The organism is Motilibacter deserti (assembly GCF_011250635.1).
Taxonomy (GTDB): Bacteria; Actinomycetota; Actinomycetes; order Motilibacterales; family Motilibacteraceae; genus Motilibacter_A; species Motilibacter_A deserti.
The window spans coordinates 1-15,256 of the sequence record NZ_JAANNP010000040.1 but is presented as its reverse complement, the minus strand read 5'-3'; the positions used below and the strand labels follow the sequence as shown (position 1 = coordinate 15,256).

The following is a 15,256-nucleotide window of genomic DNA, read 5'->3' as shown; positions in this document are numbered from 1 at the left end:
TGGAGCGCGAGGGCTTCCGGCTCGTCGTAGCGGCCCTTCCTCGCGGAGCTACCGAGCTCGGGCGTGACGGCTTGGCCCGCACGAGTCTGACCCGGACCGTGCTCGACGTGGCGCGGGTGCTGCCGCTCGAGCACGCAGTCGTGGTCGCGGACGCACCGCTGGCCGCGCGTGGCACGTCGGTGCAGGCGCTCGCCTCCGCGGCCGACGCCATGCGGCGGTGGCCTGGCATCGCCTCCGCCCGGCGGGTCCTGCAGCTGGCCGACGGCCGGGCGGAGTCCGCGGGGGAGTCGCTGGCCCGCGTGCTCCTCATCGCCCTCGGCTACGGGCACGTCGAGCCGCAGGCCCACCTGCGAGGGTCCAGCGGGCAGCGCTACCGCGTGGACCTCCTCGTCGACGGCCTCGTCGTCGTGGAGTTCGACGGCCGGGTGAAGTACGCCGACCCGCACCTGCTCCGGGGCCGGGAGCCGGCCGACGTCCTCCGGGCGGAGAAGCGCCGTGAGCAGGACCTGGAGGACGCCGGCTGGCAAGTCGTCCGGCTCGAGTGGCGTGACCTGTTCGACCCGGAGGCGGTGCGACGCAAGGTCGACGCCGCTCTCGCCCGCGCGCGCCGGGCACGGGCGTCCTGAGCGGTGGTCGTCCACTGCGCGGCGCAGGGCGCTCTTTCGCGGCGCCGGGTGCTCTTTCGCGGTGTCAGGACACCGCGGAAGTGCCGCTGACACCGCGGAAGTCAACGAACCACACCGTGCGCCCGGGAAGCGCTGCGCACGCCCGCACGCGCGCAGCGCTGTCCGTGCTCAGGCCAGCAGGGCCGTCAGCGCAGCGGCGTCGAACATCGTGTCCGCGTCCACGACCTTGCCGTCGAGCCGCAGCTCCGGCGTGCTGGTGTTGCCGTCGCGGCTCGCGCGGTCGTCGGCCTGGCGCGCCCAGCCGGCGTACTTCTCGGTCCGCACGGCCTGCACGAACCTGTCGCTCGTCAGGCCGACGCTCCGGCCCAGCTCGAGCAGGTCGTCGGTCGTGTAGCCGCCGGTGCGCTCCTCTGGCTGGCTCGCGTAGACCGCCGCGTGGAGCTCGAGGAACTTGCCCTCGTCGGACGCGGCGGCCAGGGCTGACACCGCGCGCACCGACTCTTCCCCGAGGAAGCTGCGCAGGCGGTACTCCACGCGCAGCGCCCCCGCGTCGACGGCCGCCGCGATCGCCTTGGCCGAGTCGCCGCGCTCCAGCTCGCCGCAGTAGGGGCACTGCGGGTCCTCGAACACGACCAGGGTGCGCGGCGCGGACGGCGATCCGACGGCGATGCCGCCGGAGGCCGTGGCCGCGGCGGGGACGACGACCGGCGGTGCGGGCTTGGTCGCCTCGGCGACCGCGATGCCGGTGAGCGGGGCCACGACCAGGGCGGCGGCCGCGCCCAGGCCGACGAGGCGTACGCGGCCCCGGTGCCGCCCGAGCGCGGCCTCGTAGCGCGTGCGCTCGACCTGGGCCCGCCGCGCAACCGTGCGTGGCGAGCCGGCCGGGGGCGCCTGCGGGGCCAAGGGTGCCCGCGGGACGGCCGCCAGCCGGGACGTGCCGAGGACGGCGAGCCCGACCGCGACGGCGAGCAGCAGCGAGTCGCGGACGATCTCCGAGGCGTACGCCGGGTCGTCCGTCGGCCCGCCACCCCCGAAGCAGCCGCAGTCGATCGCCAATCCGCGGGCGGCGGCGCTGACGATGCCGGCGAGGAACACGCCGAGCAGGACGGCGGTGACGGTCGCGGTGAGCCGGAGCGCGACCCCGGCGAGCAGGAGGGCGGCGAGGGCGAGCTCGAAGGCCGGGAGGCCATGGCCGACGACGGTGGCGAGGCCGTCGGGGAGCAGGTCATAGGCGCGGACGGCACGGACGGTGGCGGCGGGGTCACCGATCTTGCTCAGGGCGGCGTAGCCCAGGACGCCCGCGAGCAGCAGGCGGGCCGGGACCGCGGCCCACTCGAGCGCCGGGCGCACTCCGCCCGGAGCGGATGGCGCGTCGGTCAGGGGCGTGGACGTCGGCGGAGCCGACATGGCAGAACGAGACATCAGGAATCTCCGGACAAGGGAGGGCCGCGGCGGGCCCCCGTGTCGCGGGGACGCCCGCCGTCAGGCCAGGACGAGAGGGGCCGGGTGGGCGCGCGAGCGCGCCGGCCGGGCCGGGGGCCCGCGGCGCGCGGTGGTGCGCGCCAGCACGAGGCCGGCGAGCGGGGGCGAATCCGCCCGCTCCCACCTGCGCGGTGCCGGGCCCACGGGGACGGCGGGGACGATCGCCCGGAGCGCGGCGAGCAGCCCGCGCAGCGGCGCGCCGAGCAGCTCGCGCACGTCGAGCAGTGCGTCGAGGGCGGTGTCGACGAGCTGGCGTGCGCCCCGTAGCAGCAGCGCGAGCAGCAGGCACGCGAGCATCTGGGCGGCGAAGAGCCACCACCCGGCCTGGGCGGTGAGCGCGGCGAACGGGCCGGAGCTCGAGGTCGGCGTCGGCGGGCAGCACACGATGCCGCGGGCGCCGTGCACGGCGAGTGAGCCGCTTGCGGCGAGAGTCACGGTGGAGGCGCCGATCTGCGCCGCGGCGAGCACGGCGGTGAGCGTCACGACCCGGGTCGTGCGCGCGGCGAGCGGCCAGAGCAGCAGTCCGAGCACCAGCCCGCCGACGACGAGCGCGGCCGGAGCCGGTGCGTCGCCCGCGCTGTCCGCGCGCAGCGAGACGAAGCTGCCGGTGGCGTACGCGGCGGTGACGGCAGCGAGCAGCGCGCCGGAGCTGCCTCGCGCCGCCGCTTCGCCCTGCACGCCCGCCTCTCTCACCGCCGCCCGGCCCAGCATCGCCGCCGCCCCGCGGCGGGTCCAGGGACCTCCGGCTTGTCCCAACGAGCGAGCCCGGCGGGGCGCTCCCGGCGTGGCGCCACGACGCAGGACCCGCCTGCTGCGCACAGCCGGCGGCCTCGAGCGCGAAGGACGTCGCGAGCGCGGGGCCCACATCGAGCCGGAGCACTGCCCCCTCCGACGCGGCGATGAGTCCGGCGCAACCGCGTCGTCGTACAGGCAGCGGCCGGAACTCGCCGGCCACCGTCCGAGGAGCCCGCCATGGCCACCACCGCCGCCACGACCGCCGCCCCCACGCACGACCGCACGACCGCCCGTCCGCAGTGGCTGCCCTTCCTCGGCACCGGGATCGCCGCGATCGCCGTCGCCAGCGCCGCGACGGCAGCCACCGCAGCTCTCGCGTCCGCCGCCGGGGTCAGCCGGGAGGTTTCGGGAGAGCCGATCCCGGTCTCGGGCTTCGCCGTCCTCACCGCGTTGTTCTCACTGGTCGGGCTCGCGCTCGCCGCCGCGCTGGCGCGCTGGGCCGCGCGCCCGAGGAGGGCGTTCCTCACCGCGACCGTCGCGCTGACGGCGCTCTCCCTGCTCCCGAGCCTCACGGCCGACGCCGCTTGGTCGACGCGCGCGCTGCTCGTGGCCACCCATCTCGTCGCCGCGGCCATCGTCATCCCCGCCCTGGCCCGACGTCTGCGCGCCTGACGGCACGACCCGCTGGACGGATCCGTCGAGGGTCAGCCGGCGACGTCGGCGGCGCAGCGGAAGCCCATGTGCCCCGTGGTCGAGTCGGGGGTGTTCGAGGTGCGGGCGGCGACGCGGTAGCGGTTGCAGTAGGACGCGTGGCACAGGTACGAGCCACCACGCACGACCCGTGCTTCACCTGTCGGGGGGCCTTGCGGGTCCTGCCGGGTCTCGGGCCGCTCCGCCGCGTGCCACGTCGTGCTCCACCAGTCCGCGCACCACTCCCACACGTTGCCCGACGTGTTGTGCAGGCCGAACGCGTTGGGCCGGTACGCCTTCACCGGCGCCGTCCCGACGTATCCGTCCTCCTGCGTGTTGACGGTCGGGAAGGTCCCCTGCCAGATGTTGCAGCGGTGCTGACCGCGGGGCGTCAGCTCGTCACCCCACGGGAACCTCGCCTGCTCCAGGCCGCCCCGTGCCGCCATCTCCCACTCGGCCTCCGTGGGCAGGCGCTTGCCCGCCCACGCGGCGTAGGCCGCGGCGTCGTGCCACGACACGTGCGTCACCGGGTGGTTCTGCCGCGACGACGCGTCGGACCCCGGGCCCTCGGGGTGGCGCCAGGACGCGCCGCGCACCGCCCGCCACCAGGGCGCCCCGGGCACGGCCCCCTCCATGACGTGGGGAGCGGCTCCCGGCCCGAGCAGCAGGTGGAAGACGAACGACCACCCGTAGCGCTCGGCGTCCGTGACGTAGCCCGTCGCCTTGACGAACGTCGCGTACTGCGCGTTCGTCACCGACGTGGCGTCGATGAGGTACGCCCCCAGCTGCACGCGGCGCACCGGGCCCTCGCCGTCGGCGGGGAACTGGTCCGGGTCGTCGCCGCCCATGAGGAAGCCGCCGCCGGCGATCCGGACCATGCCGCGTGCCACGTCCTTGGCAGCGCGCGTCGGGACGTCGAAGGGCAGCGGGCGGCTCACCTCGCGCGTCGGGTCGAGGGAGGCGGCCGCCGAGGGCCCGCAGCAGTCGCTCACGCGACCACGGTACGGCCGCAGACGTGAGGGCCCGTCGAGGTCGGCGACCGTGCGGGGCCTCCCGGGGCACGAGCGACCGGCACGACATCGTCCGCCCGACGCTGCGTGGCCAAGGGACGTTACCTTCCGCGCAAAGAGCCCCCCGGGCGGGAACGTTAGGTGGTGCGTGGAGGCGGGCGCAATACCACCGTCCTCGCGGTCCACGTCGTGAGAACGCCGGCCTGCAGGAGGCCCTGCGAGGCGCCGTTCTGCATCGGGGAAACGGTTAGTTCACGGAAGCATCTGCTCACGCAGACGACGCTTCCGGCGGCGCACAGCAATCGTTTCCGCTCCGCCAGCGCACCCTGCTGCCGGGATTAGTTGATCGGGTTGACATGAGGGTTAATGTCCCCCCTGTACCCCGGGTCTGGCGTCGCCGGGAAGGAGGAGGTGGGCCCTCGCCAGGCCGCCCCGCCGGACGCGCTCGAAGCCTCCGGCGCTCGCGTGTTGGTCGACGAAGATCAACGAAAGGAAATAGTGCTCATGCGCAGAGCAGTCGCTCTAGCCGGCGCAGCAGTCACCCTCGGAGCTGCGGCCATCGCCGCGCCCACCACCGCCAATGCCGTACGCGGCCCGGCCACCCGGCCGATGCCTCCCGCCGCAGACTTCCAGCGGGTCCCGCTGAACGAGGACCCCGGCGAGCCCATGGCGCTCGCCGTCCTTCCCGACCGCCGCGTCCTGCACAGCGCCCGCACGGGGCAGCTGCGGGTCAACGACCCCCGGACGGGGCTCAACACCCTCGTCGCGGACTTCCGCGACGCCCCGGCCGGGCTCTACCAGCACGACGAAGAGGGCCTGCAGGGCATCGCCGTCGACCCGAACTTCGCCGAGAACCGTTGGGTCTACGTCTACTACTCGCCCGCGTTGAACACCCCGCTCGACGACCCGAGCACGCCGTTGTTCAACGAAGGCGACGCGCCGATGATGGGGACCCTCGCCGACTTCGCCCGCTTCCGTGGGGTGCTCCGCCTCTCGCGGTTCAAGATGACGGGCAACACGCTCGACTTCGGCAGCGAGCAGAAGATCATCGATGTCGAGACCGACCGCGGCCTCTGCTGCCACGTCGGCGGCAAGATCGACTTCGACAGCGAGGGCAACCTCTACCTGTCGACGGGTGACGACACGAACCCGTTCTTCTCCGAGGGCTACACCCCGATCAACGACAACCCGACGGGGATCGCCGCGACGCCGTACCAGAACCCCGGCCTCGACGCCCGGCGCACGTCCGGCAACACGAACGACCTGCGCGGCAAGGTGCTGCGCATCCGCGTCGGGGCGAACGGCGGCTACACCGTGCCCGAGGGCAACCTCTTCGACCAGGGGGAGCCGAACACCCGGCCCGAGATCTACGTGATGGGCCTGCGCAACCCGTTCCGCTTCAGCATCGACCGCGAGACCGACCAGATCCTGCTCGGTGACTACTCGCCCGACGCCCCGAACCCGAACGCGAACCGCGGCCCGCAGGGCCTCGGCCGGTGGATGGTCATCACCGGGCCGGCGAACTACGGCTGGCCCTACTGCATGGCGCCCGACATCCCCTACCGCGACTACACGTTCCCGCCGGTGGGCTCCCCGACCGGCACCCAGGGCACGCCGGGTGAGTGGTTCAACTGCGGCGCGCCGGTCAACGACTCCGCGTGGAACGCCAACATCTCCTCCGGCAGCACGCAGATCACCTACCAGGGCCAGCGCGTCCTGCCCCCGGTCCAGCAGCCGCAGGTCTGGTACGACTACGGCAACAGCGCGCTCTTCCCGGAGGTCAACGGGGTCACGCCGTTCACCGGCCCCAACGGCACCACGGTCGGCGGCAACGGCGTCAGCCCCATGGGCGGCCCGATGTACCACTTCAGCCGGTCGAACCCCTCGCAGGTCAAGTGGCCGGAGTACTACGACGACGCGGCCCTGTTCTACGAGTGGAGCCGCGACTACATCAAGGAGATGCGGATCAACAGCCGCGGCGACCTGATAGACATCCGCAACGTCGGCCCGGTCGGCCTCGTCGACAACCCGATGGACATGGAGTTCGGCCCTGACGGCGCGCTCTACGTCCTCGACTACGGCGACGGCTACTTCTCGGAGAACCCCGAGGCGCAGCTGGCGCGCATCGACTACACCCGCGGCAACCGCACCCCGACCGTACGCGTCGCGGCGCAGCCGTCGCAGTCGCCGACCGCCCCGCTGACGGTGACGTTCTCCAGCGCGGGCACGAGCGACCCCGATGGCGACCGCCTGCAGTACCAGTGGGACTTCAACGCTGACGGCGTCTTCGACTCCACCGGCGCCAACCCCACCTACACCTACGCCGCGCTCGGCATCTACGACGCGACGCTGAAGGTGACCGACCGCACGGGCCGCTGGGCGTCCAGCTCGGTCCGCGTACGCGTCGGCAACGCGCCGCCGACCGTGCAGCTGCAGCTGCGCACGGCCGCGGGAGCCCCGTTGACCAACAACAACTTCCGCTTCGGCGACGCCGTGCAGTTCACCGTCACCGTGAACGACGACCAGCCGGTCGACTGCACCCGTGTCCAGGTGGCCTACATCCTCGGCCACGACGCGCACGGGCACCCGCAGAACTCCACGGCGGGCTGCACCGGCACGATCCAGACGCCGCCGCTGGACAGCGCGCACGCCACTTCCGGCAACATCGCCGCGGTGTTCGTGGCGCAGTACACCGACAACCCGCCTGGTGGGCAGCCTGCGCAGACCGGCAGCACCCAGACGATCATCCGGCCGCCGACAGGCACCAACCCGTGATGACGCTGTAGGCCAGCGGGCTGACGACAGCCCCTCGGCCTGACGGTCAGGGAGGGGAGCGGGGCGCCACCGCAGCGGTGGCGCCCCGCTTCACGTGTGTCGCGGCCCGGCAGCAGCGAGCGCGGCCCGTGGTGCTAGGAGGCGGGCTCGGCTCAGTCGCGCAGGTCCGCCAGGAACGCGAGCACCGCCACGAGGGTCGCCAGGGCGCCGACGAGGAAGACGACGCGGCTCGCGACGTCGTCGGCGCGGTAGGCGACGACGGCCAGGCAGGCGAGGGCGACCGTCGAGGCGACGATGCCGCTCGTGTGCCCGGGCAGCCTCATCGACGTCGCCCGTCCGCTGCGGTGCGGGAAGAGCGTCCCATGGGCGGACAGTAGCGCCGCCCTGGCCGTTTGCCCATGGCCGCGGGACCGACCCCCCGTCAGGCCAGCAGGGCCACCGCCTGGGCGCCGATGACGAGGCTCGCGGCCAGTGCGGTCAGCAGCTGGCCGCGTGGCCCGCTCACCGCCCGCCCGAGCACGCTGCCCCCGCCGACGAGCAGGAGCTGCCAGCTCGCGGACGCCGCGAACGCCGCCAGGACGAAAGCCGTCCCCTCGGCCGGCCCGTCGAGGGAGGCGGCGGCGCCCCCCACCACCAGCGCGGTGAAGTAGACGACCGTGGTCGGGTTCAGCAGCGTGATGCCGAGCAGCCCGGCGTACGCCCTCGGCGGCGAGAGCACCGCAGCCGGCTCTGCGGCCCGGAGGGCGTCCGGTGCCGCCCGCCGGGCGCGCAGCGCCCTGACGGCCGTCGAGAGCGCCAGGGCGAGCAGCACGAGGCCGAAGCCGAGCTCCATCGCGGGGGCGGCCGGCCGGACCGCGCCGGCCGCCGCGCCGCCGCCGGTCACGGCCGCCGCCGCGTACAGGAGATCGGCGGTGGCGACCCCCAGCGCCGCGCAGACGCCGACGAGCAGGCAGGTGCGCGCCGTGAGCGTCACCAGGTAGGCCCCGACCGCGCCGACCGGGACGGCGATGCCGTAGCCCGCGACGAGACCGGCCAGCAGCGCCGCGGTCACGGCAGGCGTGCTGGCCGCTCCCGCCGGGGGCTGGGCCGCTGCTGCGTCGCCGCGACCGGGGTCGTCGTCGGCGGCAGCGGGGTGGCGGGAGTGGTCATGAGGAGAGCGTGGAGGGCGCGGTGGCGCCGGGCAAGCCCTTTATCTCGTCCTCGGGTATCTCCGGCCGGCCCTCGCTCCCGGCCAGCGGGAGCAGGACGCGGAACGTCGCGCCCGCCCCTGGCGCCGTGTCGACGCCGACCGTGCCGCCGTGGGCCGCCACGAGCGCGGCGACGATGGACAGCCCTAGCCCGGTGCCGCCGGCGGCCCGGGTACGCGAGGAGTCCGCGCGGTAGAACCGCTCGAAGACGCGCGCCGCGTCCTCGGGAGGAAGGCCCGGGCCCTCGTCCCGGACCTCCAGCAGTGCCCAGCGGCTCCCGGCCACGTCGGTCGTGCCCACCCGCACGGTGACGGGAGTCCCGGCCGGCGTGTGGACGAGCGCGTTGCGCACCAGGTTGCCCAGCACCTGCCGCAGCCGGCCGTCGTCGCCCAGGACCACCGGGGAGGGGTCGTCACCGACGGTCTCCAGCGCGACCGGCCGCTCCGGGTCCATGGCACCGGCGTCGAGCACCGCGTCGCCGGCCAGCGTCGCCAGGTGCACCCGGCTGCGCTCCAGCGGGCGCTGCTGGTCCAGCCGCGCGAGCAGCAGCATGTCCTCGACCAGGCCGCCCATGCGCTGCGCCTCGTCCTCGATGCGGCGCATCACCATGTCCACGTCCGAGCGCTCCTGCACCGCGCCCTGGCGATAGAGCTCGGCGAACCCGCGGATGGACGTCAGCGGCGTGCGCAGCTCGTGGCTCGCGTCCCCGACGAAGCGGCGCATGCGCTCCTCCGAGGACCGGGCGCTCGCCTCGGACGCAGCGCGACTCCGGAATGCTGCTTCCACTTGCGCGATCATCGAGTTGAAGGTGCGGGAGAGCCGGCCGACCTCGGTGCGGGGGTCGCTCTCGCGTACGCGTCGTGAGAGGTCGCCGGCTGCGATGGCCTGTGCCGCCTGCTCCACGTCGGTCAGCGGCTTCAGGGAGGAGCGGACGACGAAGTAGCCGAGCAGCCCCAGCGCTGCGAGGACGGCGAAGCCGACGAAGAGCTCGATGAGCCGGAGCCGCTTCAACGTGTCGTCGATGTCGCCGAGGCTGATAGCCACCGTCGCGCTCGACACGGGGACCGCGTCACCGTCGCGGGTGCGGAGAAGGTACTGCCCGCCGAGCGGGACGACGGTCGCACGCCAGCTGCCACTCTCCTCCTTGGTCGAGACCGTGAAGAGGTCGCCGTCCCGGACGTCAGCCTGGCTCGTGGTCACGTCCGGCAGGTCCGGCTCCGTGGGCGACCGGCCGAGGATGATGTCTGCCTGCGCTCCGTCGGGCTGGTTGAAGCGGACGACGTAGATCGAGTACTGCGGCCCGGGGCGCCCGCCGATGTCGCGGAAGGCGTCGACGACCTTGGGCGCGTCGCTACGCAGTTGCTCGTCGACGCGACCCTCCAGCGAGCTGCGCAGCAGCGAGGTCGCCACGAAGCCGGTCACCACGAGCGCGACGGTCACCAGCGCGAGCAGCGCCGCCACCAGACGTACCCGAAGCGGGGTACGTGCATTGAGCTGCTGCAGTGCAGCCACCGGGCCCATGCGTCAGGCTCGAGGAAGGCGCAGGACGTAGCCGACGCCGCGCAGCGTGTGCAGCAGGCGGGGCTCGGTGGTGTCGACCTTGCGCCGCAGGTAGGACACGTAGGACTCGACGACGTTGGCGTCCCCGCCGAAGTCGTAGTTCCAGACGGCGTCGAGGATCTGCGCCTTGCTCAGGACGCGGCCCGGGTTCTGCAGGAAGTAGCGGAGCAGCTTGAACTCGGTCGGCGAGAGCGGCACCAGCTCGCCGTTCTTGTGGACCTCGTGGGTCTCCTCGTCCAGCTCGATGTCGGCGAACGTCAGCCGCGCGGTGTCGGCCGGGGCCGCCTCGCCGGCGCGGCGGAGGACGGCGCGGATGCGGGCGACGACCTCCTCCAGGCTGAAGGGCTTGGTGACGTAGTCGTCGGCGCCGAGCGTCAGGCCGCCGATCTTGTCCTCGGTGGCGTCTTTCGCCGTCAGCAGCACGACGGGGACGCGGGAGCCGTTCTCCCGCATCCGGCGCAGCACCCCGAAGCCGTCCAGCCCCGGCATCATCACGTCGAGCACGACGAGGTCGGGCCGTGCGGACTCGGCGAGGCTCAGCGCCTGCTGCCCGTCGGCGGCGGTCGTCACGTCGAAGCCGGCGAACCGCAGGCTCGCGGACAGCAGCTCGCGGATGTTGGGCTCGTCGTCCACCACGAGCAGCCGGGCCTCGGCAGCCATCGTCGTCTCCTTCACCACGTCGGTCGGGTTCGCCCTGTGTGCATAGCGGCGCCCGCGGCCTTCCTTCCCAGGATGGGGGATGGCAGGCCGCGGGCGCGAAGCACGAGGTCAGTCGGACGAGCCGAGCGTGACGGTCGCGGTCCTGGTCTGGCCGTCGCGGGTGTAGGTGACAGTGACCTGGTCGCCGACGGAGTGGGTGGAGATGGTGGCGGTGAGGTCGTCGGAGTCCGTGATCGAGCTGCCGTCGACCGAGGTGATGATGTCGCCGGACTGCAGGCCGGCCTCCGCCGCTCCGCTGCCGTTGGTGACGGTGCCGATCTGCGCCCCGGCGCTGCCGTTGGTGGCGTCGGTGATCGTCACGCCGAGGATCGGGTGCTGGACGGTCTCGCCCTTGGCGAGCTGCTCGGCGACCTTCATGGCCGTGTCGATCGGGATCGCGAAGCCGACGCCGATGCTCCCGGACTCACCGGAGCCGCTGGAGAGCGAGGCGATCGCGCTGTTGATGCCGACGACGCGGCCCGCGGCGTCGACCAGCGCGCCGCCGGAGTTGCCGGGGTTGACGGCGGCGTCGGTCTGGATCGCGCCCTTGAGCGTCGTGCCACCGCTGCCCGTCGACGTCTGCGGCAGCTGCCCCTGGCCCGGGAACATCGAGTCCGGCTGCTGCTGCTCCTCCTCGGCGGGAATCTGGACGCTGCGGCCGAGCGCGGAGACGATGCCGGCCGACACCGAGCCCTCGAGGCCGAGCGGGTTGCCGATCGCGAGGACCGTGTCGCCCACGTGCAGGTCCGAGCTCTTGCCGATCGTCGCGGGGGTCAGCCCGGAGACGTTCTGCGCCTTGATGACCGCGAGGTCGGTCGAGGGGTCCCGGCCGAGGATCGAGGCCTTGGCCGTCTTGCCATCGGCGAACTTGACCGTGATCTCGCCGCCGTTCGCCGCCGCCGCGACGACGTGGTTGTTGGTCAGGATCTGGCCGTCCGCGGTCAGGACCACGCCGGAGCCCTCGCCCTGGCCGGCCGAGCTGGTGAAGCTGACCGAGACGACGCTCGGCGTCACCTTCGCCGCCACCTGGGCGAGCGACTGGGTGGGCGCCGTCGTCGTGGTCGAGGTGGAGCTGCCCGTGGTGGCCGGCGCGGCGGCCGCGGCCACCGGGGCGGCGTCGTCGTCGAACGCCTGCGAGATCGCGGCGCCCGCCGTGCCGCTGCCGAGCGCGACGGCCAGGACGAGCGCGAGCGCGCCCGCCCGGCGGCCCCACGCGGGCCCGCCCTTCGCGGTGGCCGGCTGCTCGGGCGCCGGCGGCTGCGTCGGCGGCGCGAACGGGTCGTACGCCGGGGCGTACGCGGACTGCGTGGCGCCGTAGCTCGGCGTGCCGTAGCCGGGCGCCTGGCCGTAGCCGGTGTCGTAGCTGCTGCCGTATCCGAGGGACCCGGTGGGGGCCGCGTACGGCGAGGAGGCCTGCTCGGCCGGGGCGGAGGAGGCGGCGGGGGCCTCCTGCGTGGCGCGGCCGTCCGGGCCCGCCCACCAGGCACCACTGCTCTGCGTGGCACCCGAGGAGTACGAGGCGGGGACCTCGAAGTCAGGGCCGTGCGAGTCGCCGTCGTACGGCTGCGAGCGGGTGGTGGGGTCGGTGTGCGTCTCGGTCATGCCTCTACGTTCGGCCGGGGCGCTGCAACGGCCCTGGACGCCACCTGTGAGTTCCCTGTGGGGCGTTCGCCCAGGAGGAGTCACTTGAGGCCGGTCGTCGCGATGCCCTGGACGAGGTAGCGCTGGAAGACCAGGAACACGACGAGCATCGGCAGGGCGGACACCAGGGCCATGGCCATGAGGCCTGAGTAGTCCGTCGTGTACTGCCCCTGCAGGAAGGTCAGGCCGATGGGCAGCGTGTAGAGGTCCTGGTCCTTGAGGACGATCAAGGGCCAGGCGAACTCGTTCCAGCGGTACATGAACGTGAAGATCACGAGGACCGCGATGAGCGGTTTGCAGAGCGGCAGGATGACGCTGCGCAGGATGCGCAGGGTGCCCGCGCCGTCGACCTTGGCCGCGTCGATCAGCTCGTCCGGAATGGCGAGCATGAACTGGCGCGCCAGGAAGATCCCGAACGCCTCGGCGGCGCGCGGGATGATCACGGCCCAGTAGGAGTTGACCCAGCCCAGCTCGGCGACGATGCGGAACTGCGGGACCATGACCACCTGGACCGGGATCATGAGCGTGCTGACGATGACGAGCAGGACCACGTTGCGCCCGGTGAACCGCATCTTCGCGAGCACGAACCCGGCCACCAGGTTGATGCTGACGGTCAGCACCACCGCGACGACCGCGATCGCCACCGAGTTGACGAACCACGTGGAGAACGGCAGCGCGTTCCACGCCCGCGAGAAGTTGCCCAGCTCGAGGGAGGACGGCCAGAACCGCAGGTCCGGGCCGGCGAGGTCGCGTTCGGGCGACACCGCGGTGAGCGCCATCCAGAAGAGCGGGAACGCCATGATCACGGCGATGACGAGCAGCAGCGCGAAGCGCCCGGCGGTCGTCGCTCGCGATCTTCCGCGTCCGCGTCCCGCCCGGCGGGCAGTCGTGGACAGCACACTCATGCCTCGGCCTCCTGGTGCTTGTGAGCCCGCCACCACACGACGGTGAAGGCCAGCACCAGCAGGTACATCACGACACCGATGGCGGCCGCGTAGCCCTGCCGGCGGGACCCGAACCCGGTGGAGTAGGCGTACGTGGTCAGCATCTGCGTCGCGTTGCCCGGCCCGCCGCCGGTCAGCACGTAGACCACGTCGAAGACCTGGAACGTCGTGATGACCATCATCACGACGAGGAAGAACGTCGTGGGCCGCAGCGCCGGCAGGGTGACGTGGCGGAGCACCTGCCAGCCCTGGGCGCCGTCGACGCTCGCCGCCTCGTAGCGCTCGCGGGGGACGCCCTGCAGGCCTGCGAGGTAGATCACCATGCAGAAGCCGACGTGGGTCCACACGATCACCGCGACGACCGAGGCGAACGCCGGCACCGGCGACGACTGCCAGGAGACGCCGTCTCCGCCGAGCACGCGGAGGATCTTGTTGACGACTCCGATGTTCTCGTTGAACATCCAGTCGCCGGTGAGGCCGATGACGACCCCGGAGATGACGTAGGGCAGGTAGAAGAGCGACCGGAAGGCCGCCCGCCCGCGGACCGGGCGGTTGAGCAGGAGCGCGAGGCCGAGCCCGAGGGCGAGGGAGGCAGGAACCGTGATTCCGGCAAAGACGAGCGTGTTCACGAGGGACCGCCAGAACACGTCGTCCGACGCCATCTGCCGGTAGTTCCCGAGCCCGATCCAGCGCCCCGCGCCGAAGCCGCTCGACTCCTGCAGTCCGAGGACGAACGTGAGCAGCAGAGGGATCAGCATGAAGAGCGCGAAGAGCACGAGGTTGGGAGCGATGAGCAGGTACGCCGTCGCCCCTTCCCGGCGCCGGCGGCGGCGCGCAGGAGCGCTCCGGGGCTCGGGAGCGCGTCGCGAGCGCACGGCCGAGCCGGCCGGCGCCTGCACCGTCACGACGCGAACACCTGCTCGATGTCGCCGGCCAGCCCGGCGAGGACCTCTGCGGCGTCCCGGCCGCCGTTGAAGGCCTGCTCGAGGCGCTCGACGAGCGCCGCGTTGACCTCGTTGAACTCCGGCACGGTGACCTGCTGCACGATCTCCGGGGTGATCGCCTTCGACTGCTCGAGAAACAGCGCCATGAGGTCGGGACGCACGGCGTAGTCGATGTCGGCGGCGTCGATGGACGTGCGCGTCGGCAGGACGCTCGTCGCTCCGCAGAACTTCGCCATCTGCTCCTCGGACGCCGCGAACTGCAGGAACTTCGCCGCCTGCTCCTTGCGCGGTGTGGCGGCCGCCGCGACGAGGGCGTTGCCGCCGAGCTCCGCCGTCGCCTGCTCCTTCACGGGCAGGAAGGTCGCGCTGAAGTCGAAGGACGCGCCCTTCTCGAAGTCCGCGAGCAGGAAGTCACCGGCCACCACCGACGCGAGCGTCCCCGCCGTGAAGAGGTCGCCGACGTACTCGCCCTTGGCCGAGGTGCTGCGGGGCACGTAGCCGCCGGAGTAGAGGCCCTGGGTGAAGCGCAGAGCCTCCAGGCCGGCCGGGCTGTCGATGGCCGGTGCCCGCAGGCTCTCGTCCAGGAGGCGGCCTCCGGCCTGGCCGACGAAGTTGAGCCAGCGGTAGGCCCCCGCCAGCTGAAGGTTGAGCCCGGTGGCGTAGGTGCTCGGCTTCGCGGCCGCCTTGAGCTTGTCCAACGCCGCCTTGAACTCGTCCCAGGTCCACGCCTCGTCGTACGCCTGCGGCAGCGTGCCCAGCCCGGCCGCCGCGGCGGCGTCGTCGTTGACCAGCACCATCGACGTGTCGGTGTGGTGCGGCACGCCGTAGGGCTTGTCATCGCGGGAGACGGCGGCGTAGAGCGCGGGGGTGAAGCCACTGGCGTAGTCCGCGGGCAGCGAGCCGCTCAGGTCGAGCAGGGCGTTGCGGCTGCTGTAGACGCCGAGGTCGGTGTAGGTGACCCGG

At 73.1% G+C, this 15,256-nt stretch carries 13 protein-coding genes and 1 pseudogene; 3 read left to right on the top strand and 11 right to left on the bottom strand.

From position 1 onward, the window contains the following. Positions 1-626 (top strand): annotated as a pseudogene (locus G9H71_RS17625) (hypothetical protein); the annotation flags it as partial. Positions 627-794: 168 nt separating this feature from the next. Here G9H71_RS17625 and G9H71_RS17620 read toward each other — a convergent pair. Next, on the bottom strand, positions 795-2,033 hold the full coding sequence (locus G9H71_RS17620; protein ID WP_166284104.1) for a MauE/DoxX family redox-associated membrane protein: 1,239 nt from the start codon (positions 2,031-2,033) through the stop codon (positions 795-797). 75 nt (positions 2,034-2,108) lie between these two features. Then, positions 2,109-2,786 (bottom strand): hypothetical protein, encoded by a 678-nt coding sequence (locus G9H71_RS17615; protein ID WP_231135010.1) that lies wholly within the window; start codon positions 2,784-2,786, stop codon positions 2,109-2,111. A 294-nt stretch (positions 2,787-3,080) separates the two neighbouring features. On the opposite strand from G9H71_RS17615, the gene G9H71_RS17610 reads away from it, so the two are divergent. Then, positions 3,081-3,515, top strand: coding sequence for a DUF6069 family protein (locus G9H71_RS17610; protein ID WP_231135009.1), 435 nt, complete (start codon positions 3,081-3,083; stop codon positions 3,513-3,515). Between the two features lie 32 nt (positions 3,516-3,547). Here the strand turns inward: G9H71_RS17610 and G9H71_RS17605 are convergent, their stop codons facing one another. Beyond that, positions 3,548-4,525, bottom strand: a complete 978-nt coding sequence (locus G9H71_RS17605) for a formylglycine-generating enzyme family protein (protein WP_331273083.1) — start codon at positions 4,523-4,525, stop codon at positions 3,548-3,550. 522 nt (positions 4,526-5,047) lie between these two features. Here G9H71_RS17605 and G9H71_RS17600 point away from each other — a divergent pair. Beyond that, on the top strand, positions 5,048-7,318 hold the full coding sequence (locus G9H71_RS17600; RefSeq protein WP_196792223.1) for a PQQ-dependent sugar dehydrogenase: 2,271 nt from the start codon (positions 5,048-5,050) through the stop codon (positions 7,316-7,318). A gap of 152 nt (positions 7,319-7,470) precedes the next feature. Here the strand turns inward: G9H71_RS17600 and G9H71_RS17595 are convergent, their stop codons facing one another. From G9H71_RS17595 to G9H71_RS17560, 8 genes are all read right to left on the bottom strand, one after another. After that, the gene (locus tag G9H71_RS17595) at positions 7,471-7,641 is read right to left on the bottom strand and encodes a hypothetical protein (RefSeq protein WP_166284102.1); all 171 of its coding nucleotides are present in this window, start codon (positions 7,639-7,641) and stop codon (positions 7,471-7,473) included. Positions 7,642-7,739: 98 nt separating this feature from the next. After that, the gene (locus tag G9H71_RS17590) at positions 7,740-8,369 is read right to left on the bottom strand and encodes a LysE family transporter (protein ID WP_166284101.1); all 630 of its coding nucleotides are present in this window, start codon (positions 8,367-8,369) and stop codon (positions 7,740-7,742) included. Between the two features lie 94 nt (positions 8,370-8,463). Beyond that, on the bottom strand, positions 8,464-9,966 hold the full coding sequence (locus G9H71_RS17585; protein ID WP_331273082.1) for a sensor histidine kinase: 1,503 nt from the start codon (positions 9,964-9,966) through the stop codon (positions 8,464-8,466). A 63-nt stretch (positions 9,967-10,029) separates the two neighbouring features. Continuing rightward, the gene (locus tag G9H71_RS17580; protein ID WP_166284099.1) at positions 10,030-10,725 is read right to left on the bottom strand and encodes a response regulator transcription factor; all 696 of its coding nucleotides are present in this window, start codon (positions 10,723-10,725) and stop codon (positions 10,030-10,032) included. A gap of 108 nt (positions 10,726-10,833) precedes the next feature. Then, positions 10,834-12,366, bottom strand: coding sequence for a S1C family serine protease (locus G9H71_RS17575; RefSeq protein ID WP_166284098.1), 1,533 nt, complete (start codon positions 12,364-12,366; stop codon positions 10,834-10,836). 80 nt (positions 12,367-12,446) lie between these two features. Next, positions 12,447-13,310: a carbohydrate ABC transporter permease gene (locus G9H71_RS17570; protein WP_166284097.1), complete on the bottom strand. Its 864-nt coding sequence runs from the start codon at positions 13,308-13,310 to the stop codon at positions 12,447-12,449. Further along, positions 13,307-14,254, bottom strand: coding sequence for a carbohydrate ABC transporter permease (locus G9H71_RS17565; protein WP_331273081.1), 948 nt, complete (start codon positions 14,252-14,254; stop codon positions 13,307-13,309). The genes G9H71_RS17570 and G9H71_RS17565 overlap by 4 nt, the downstream gene beginning before the upstream one ends. Further along, the coding region (locus tag G9H71_RS17560) for an extracellular solute-binding protein (protein WP_166284096.1) at positions 14,251-15,256 on the bottom strand (1,006 nt) is incomplete at its 5' end. The genes G9H71_RS17560 and G9H71_RS17565, both read right to left, overlap by 4 nt.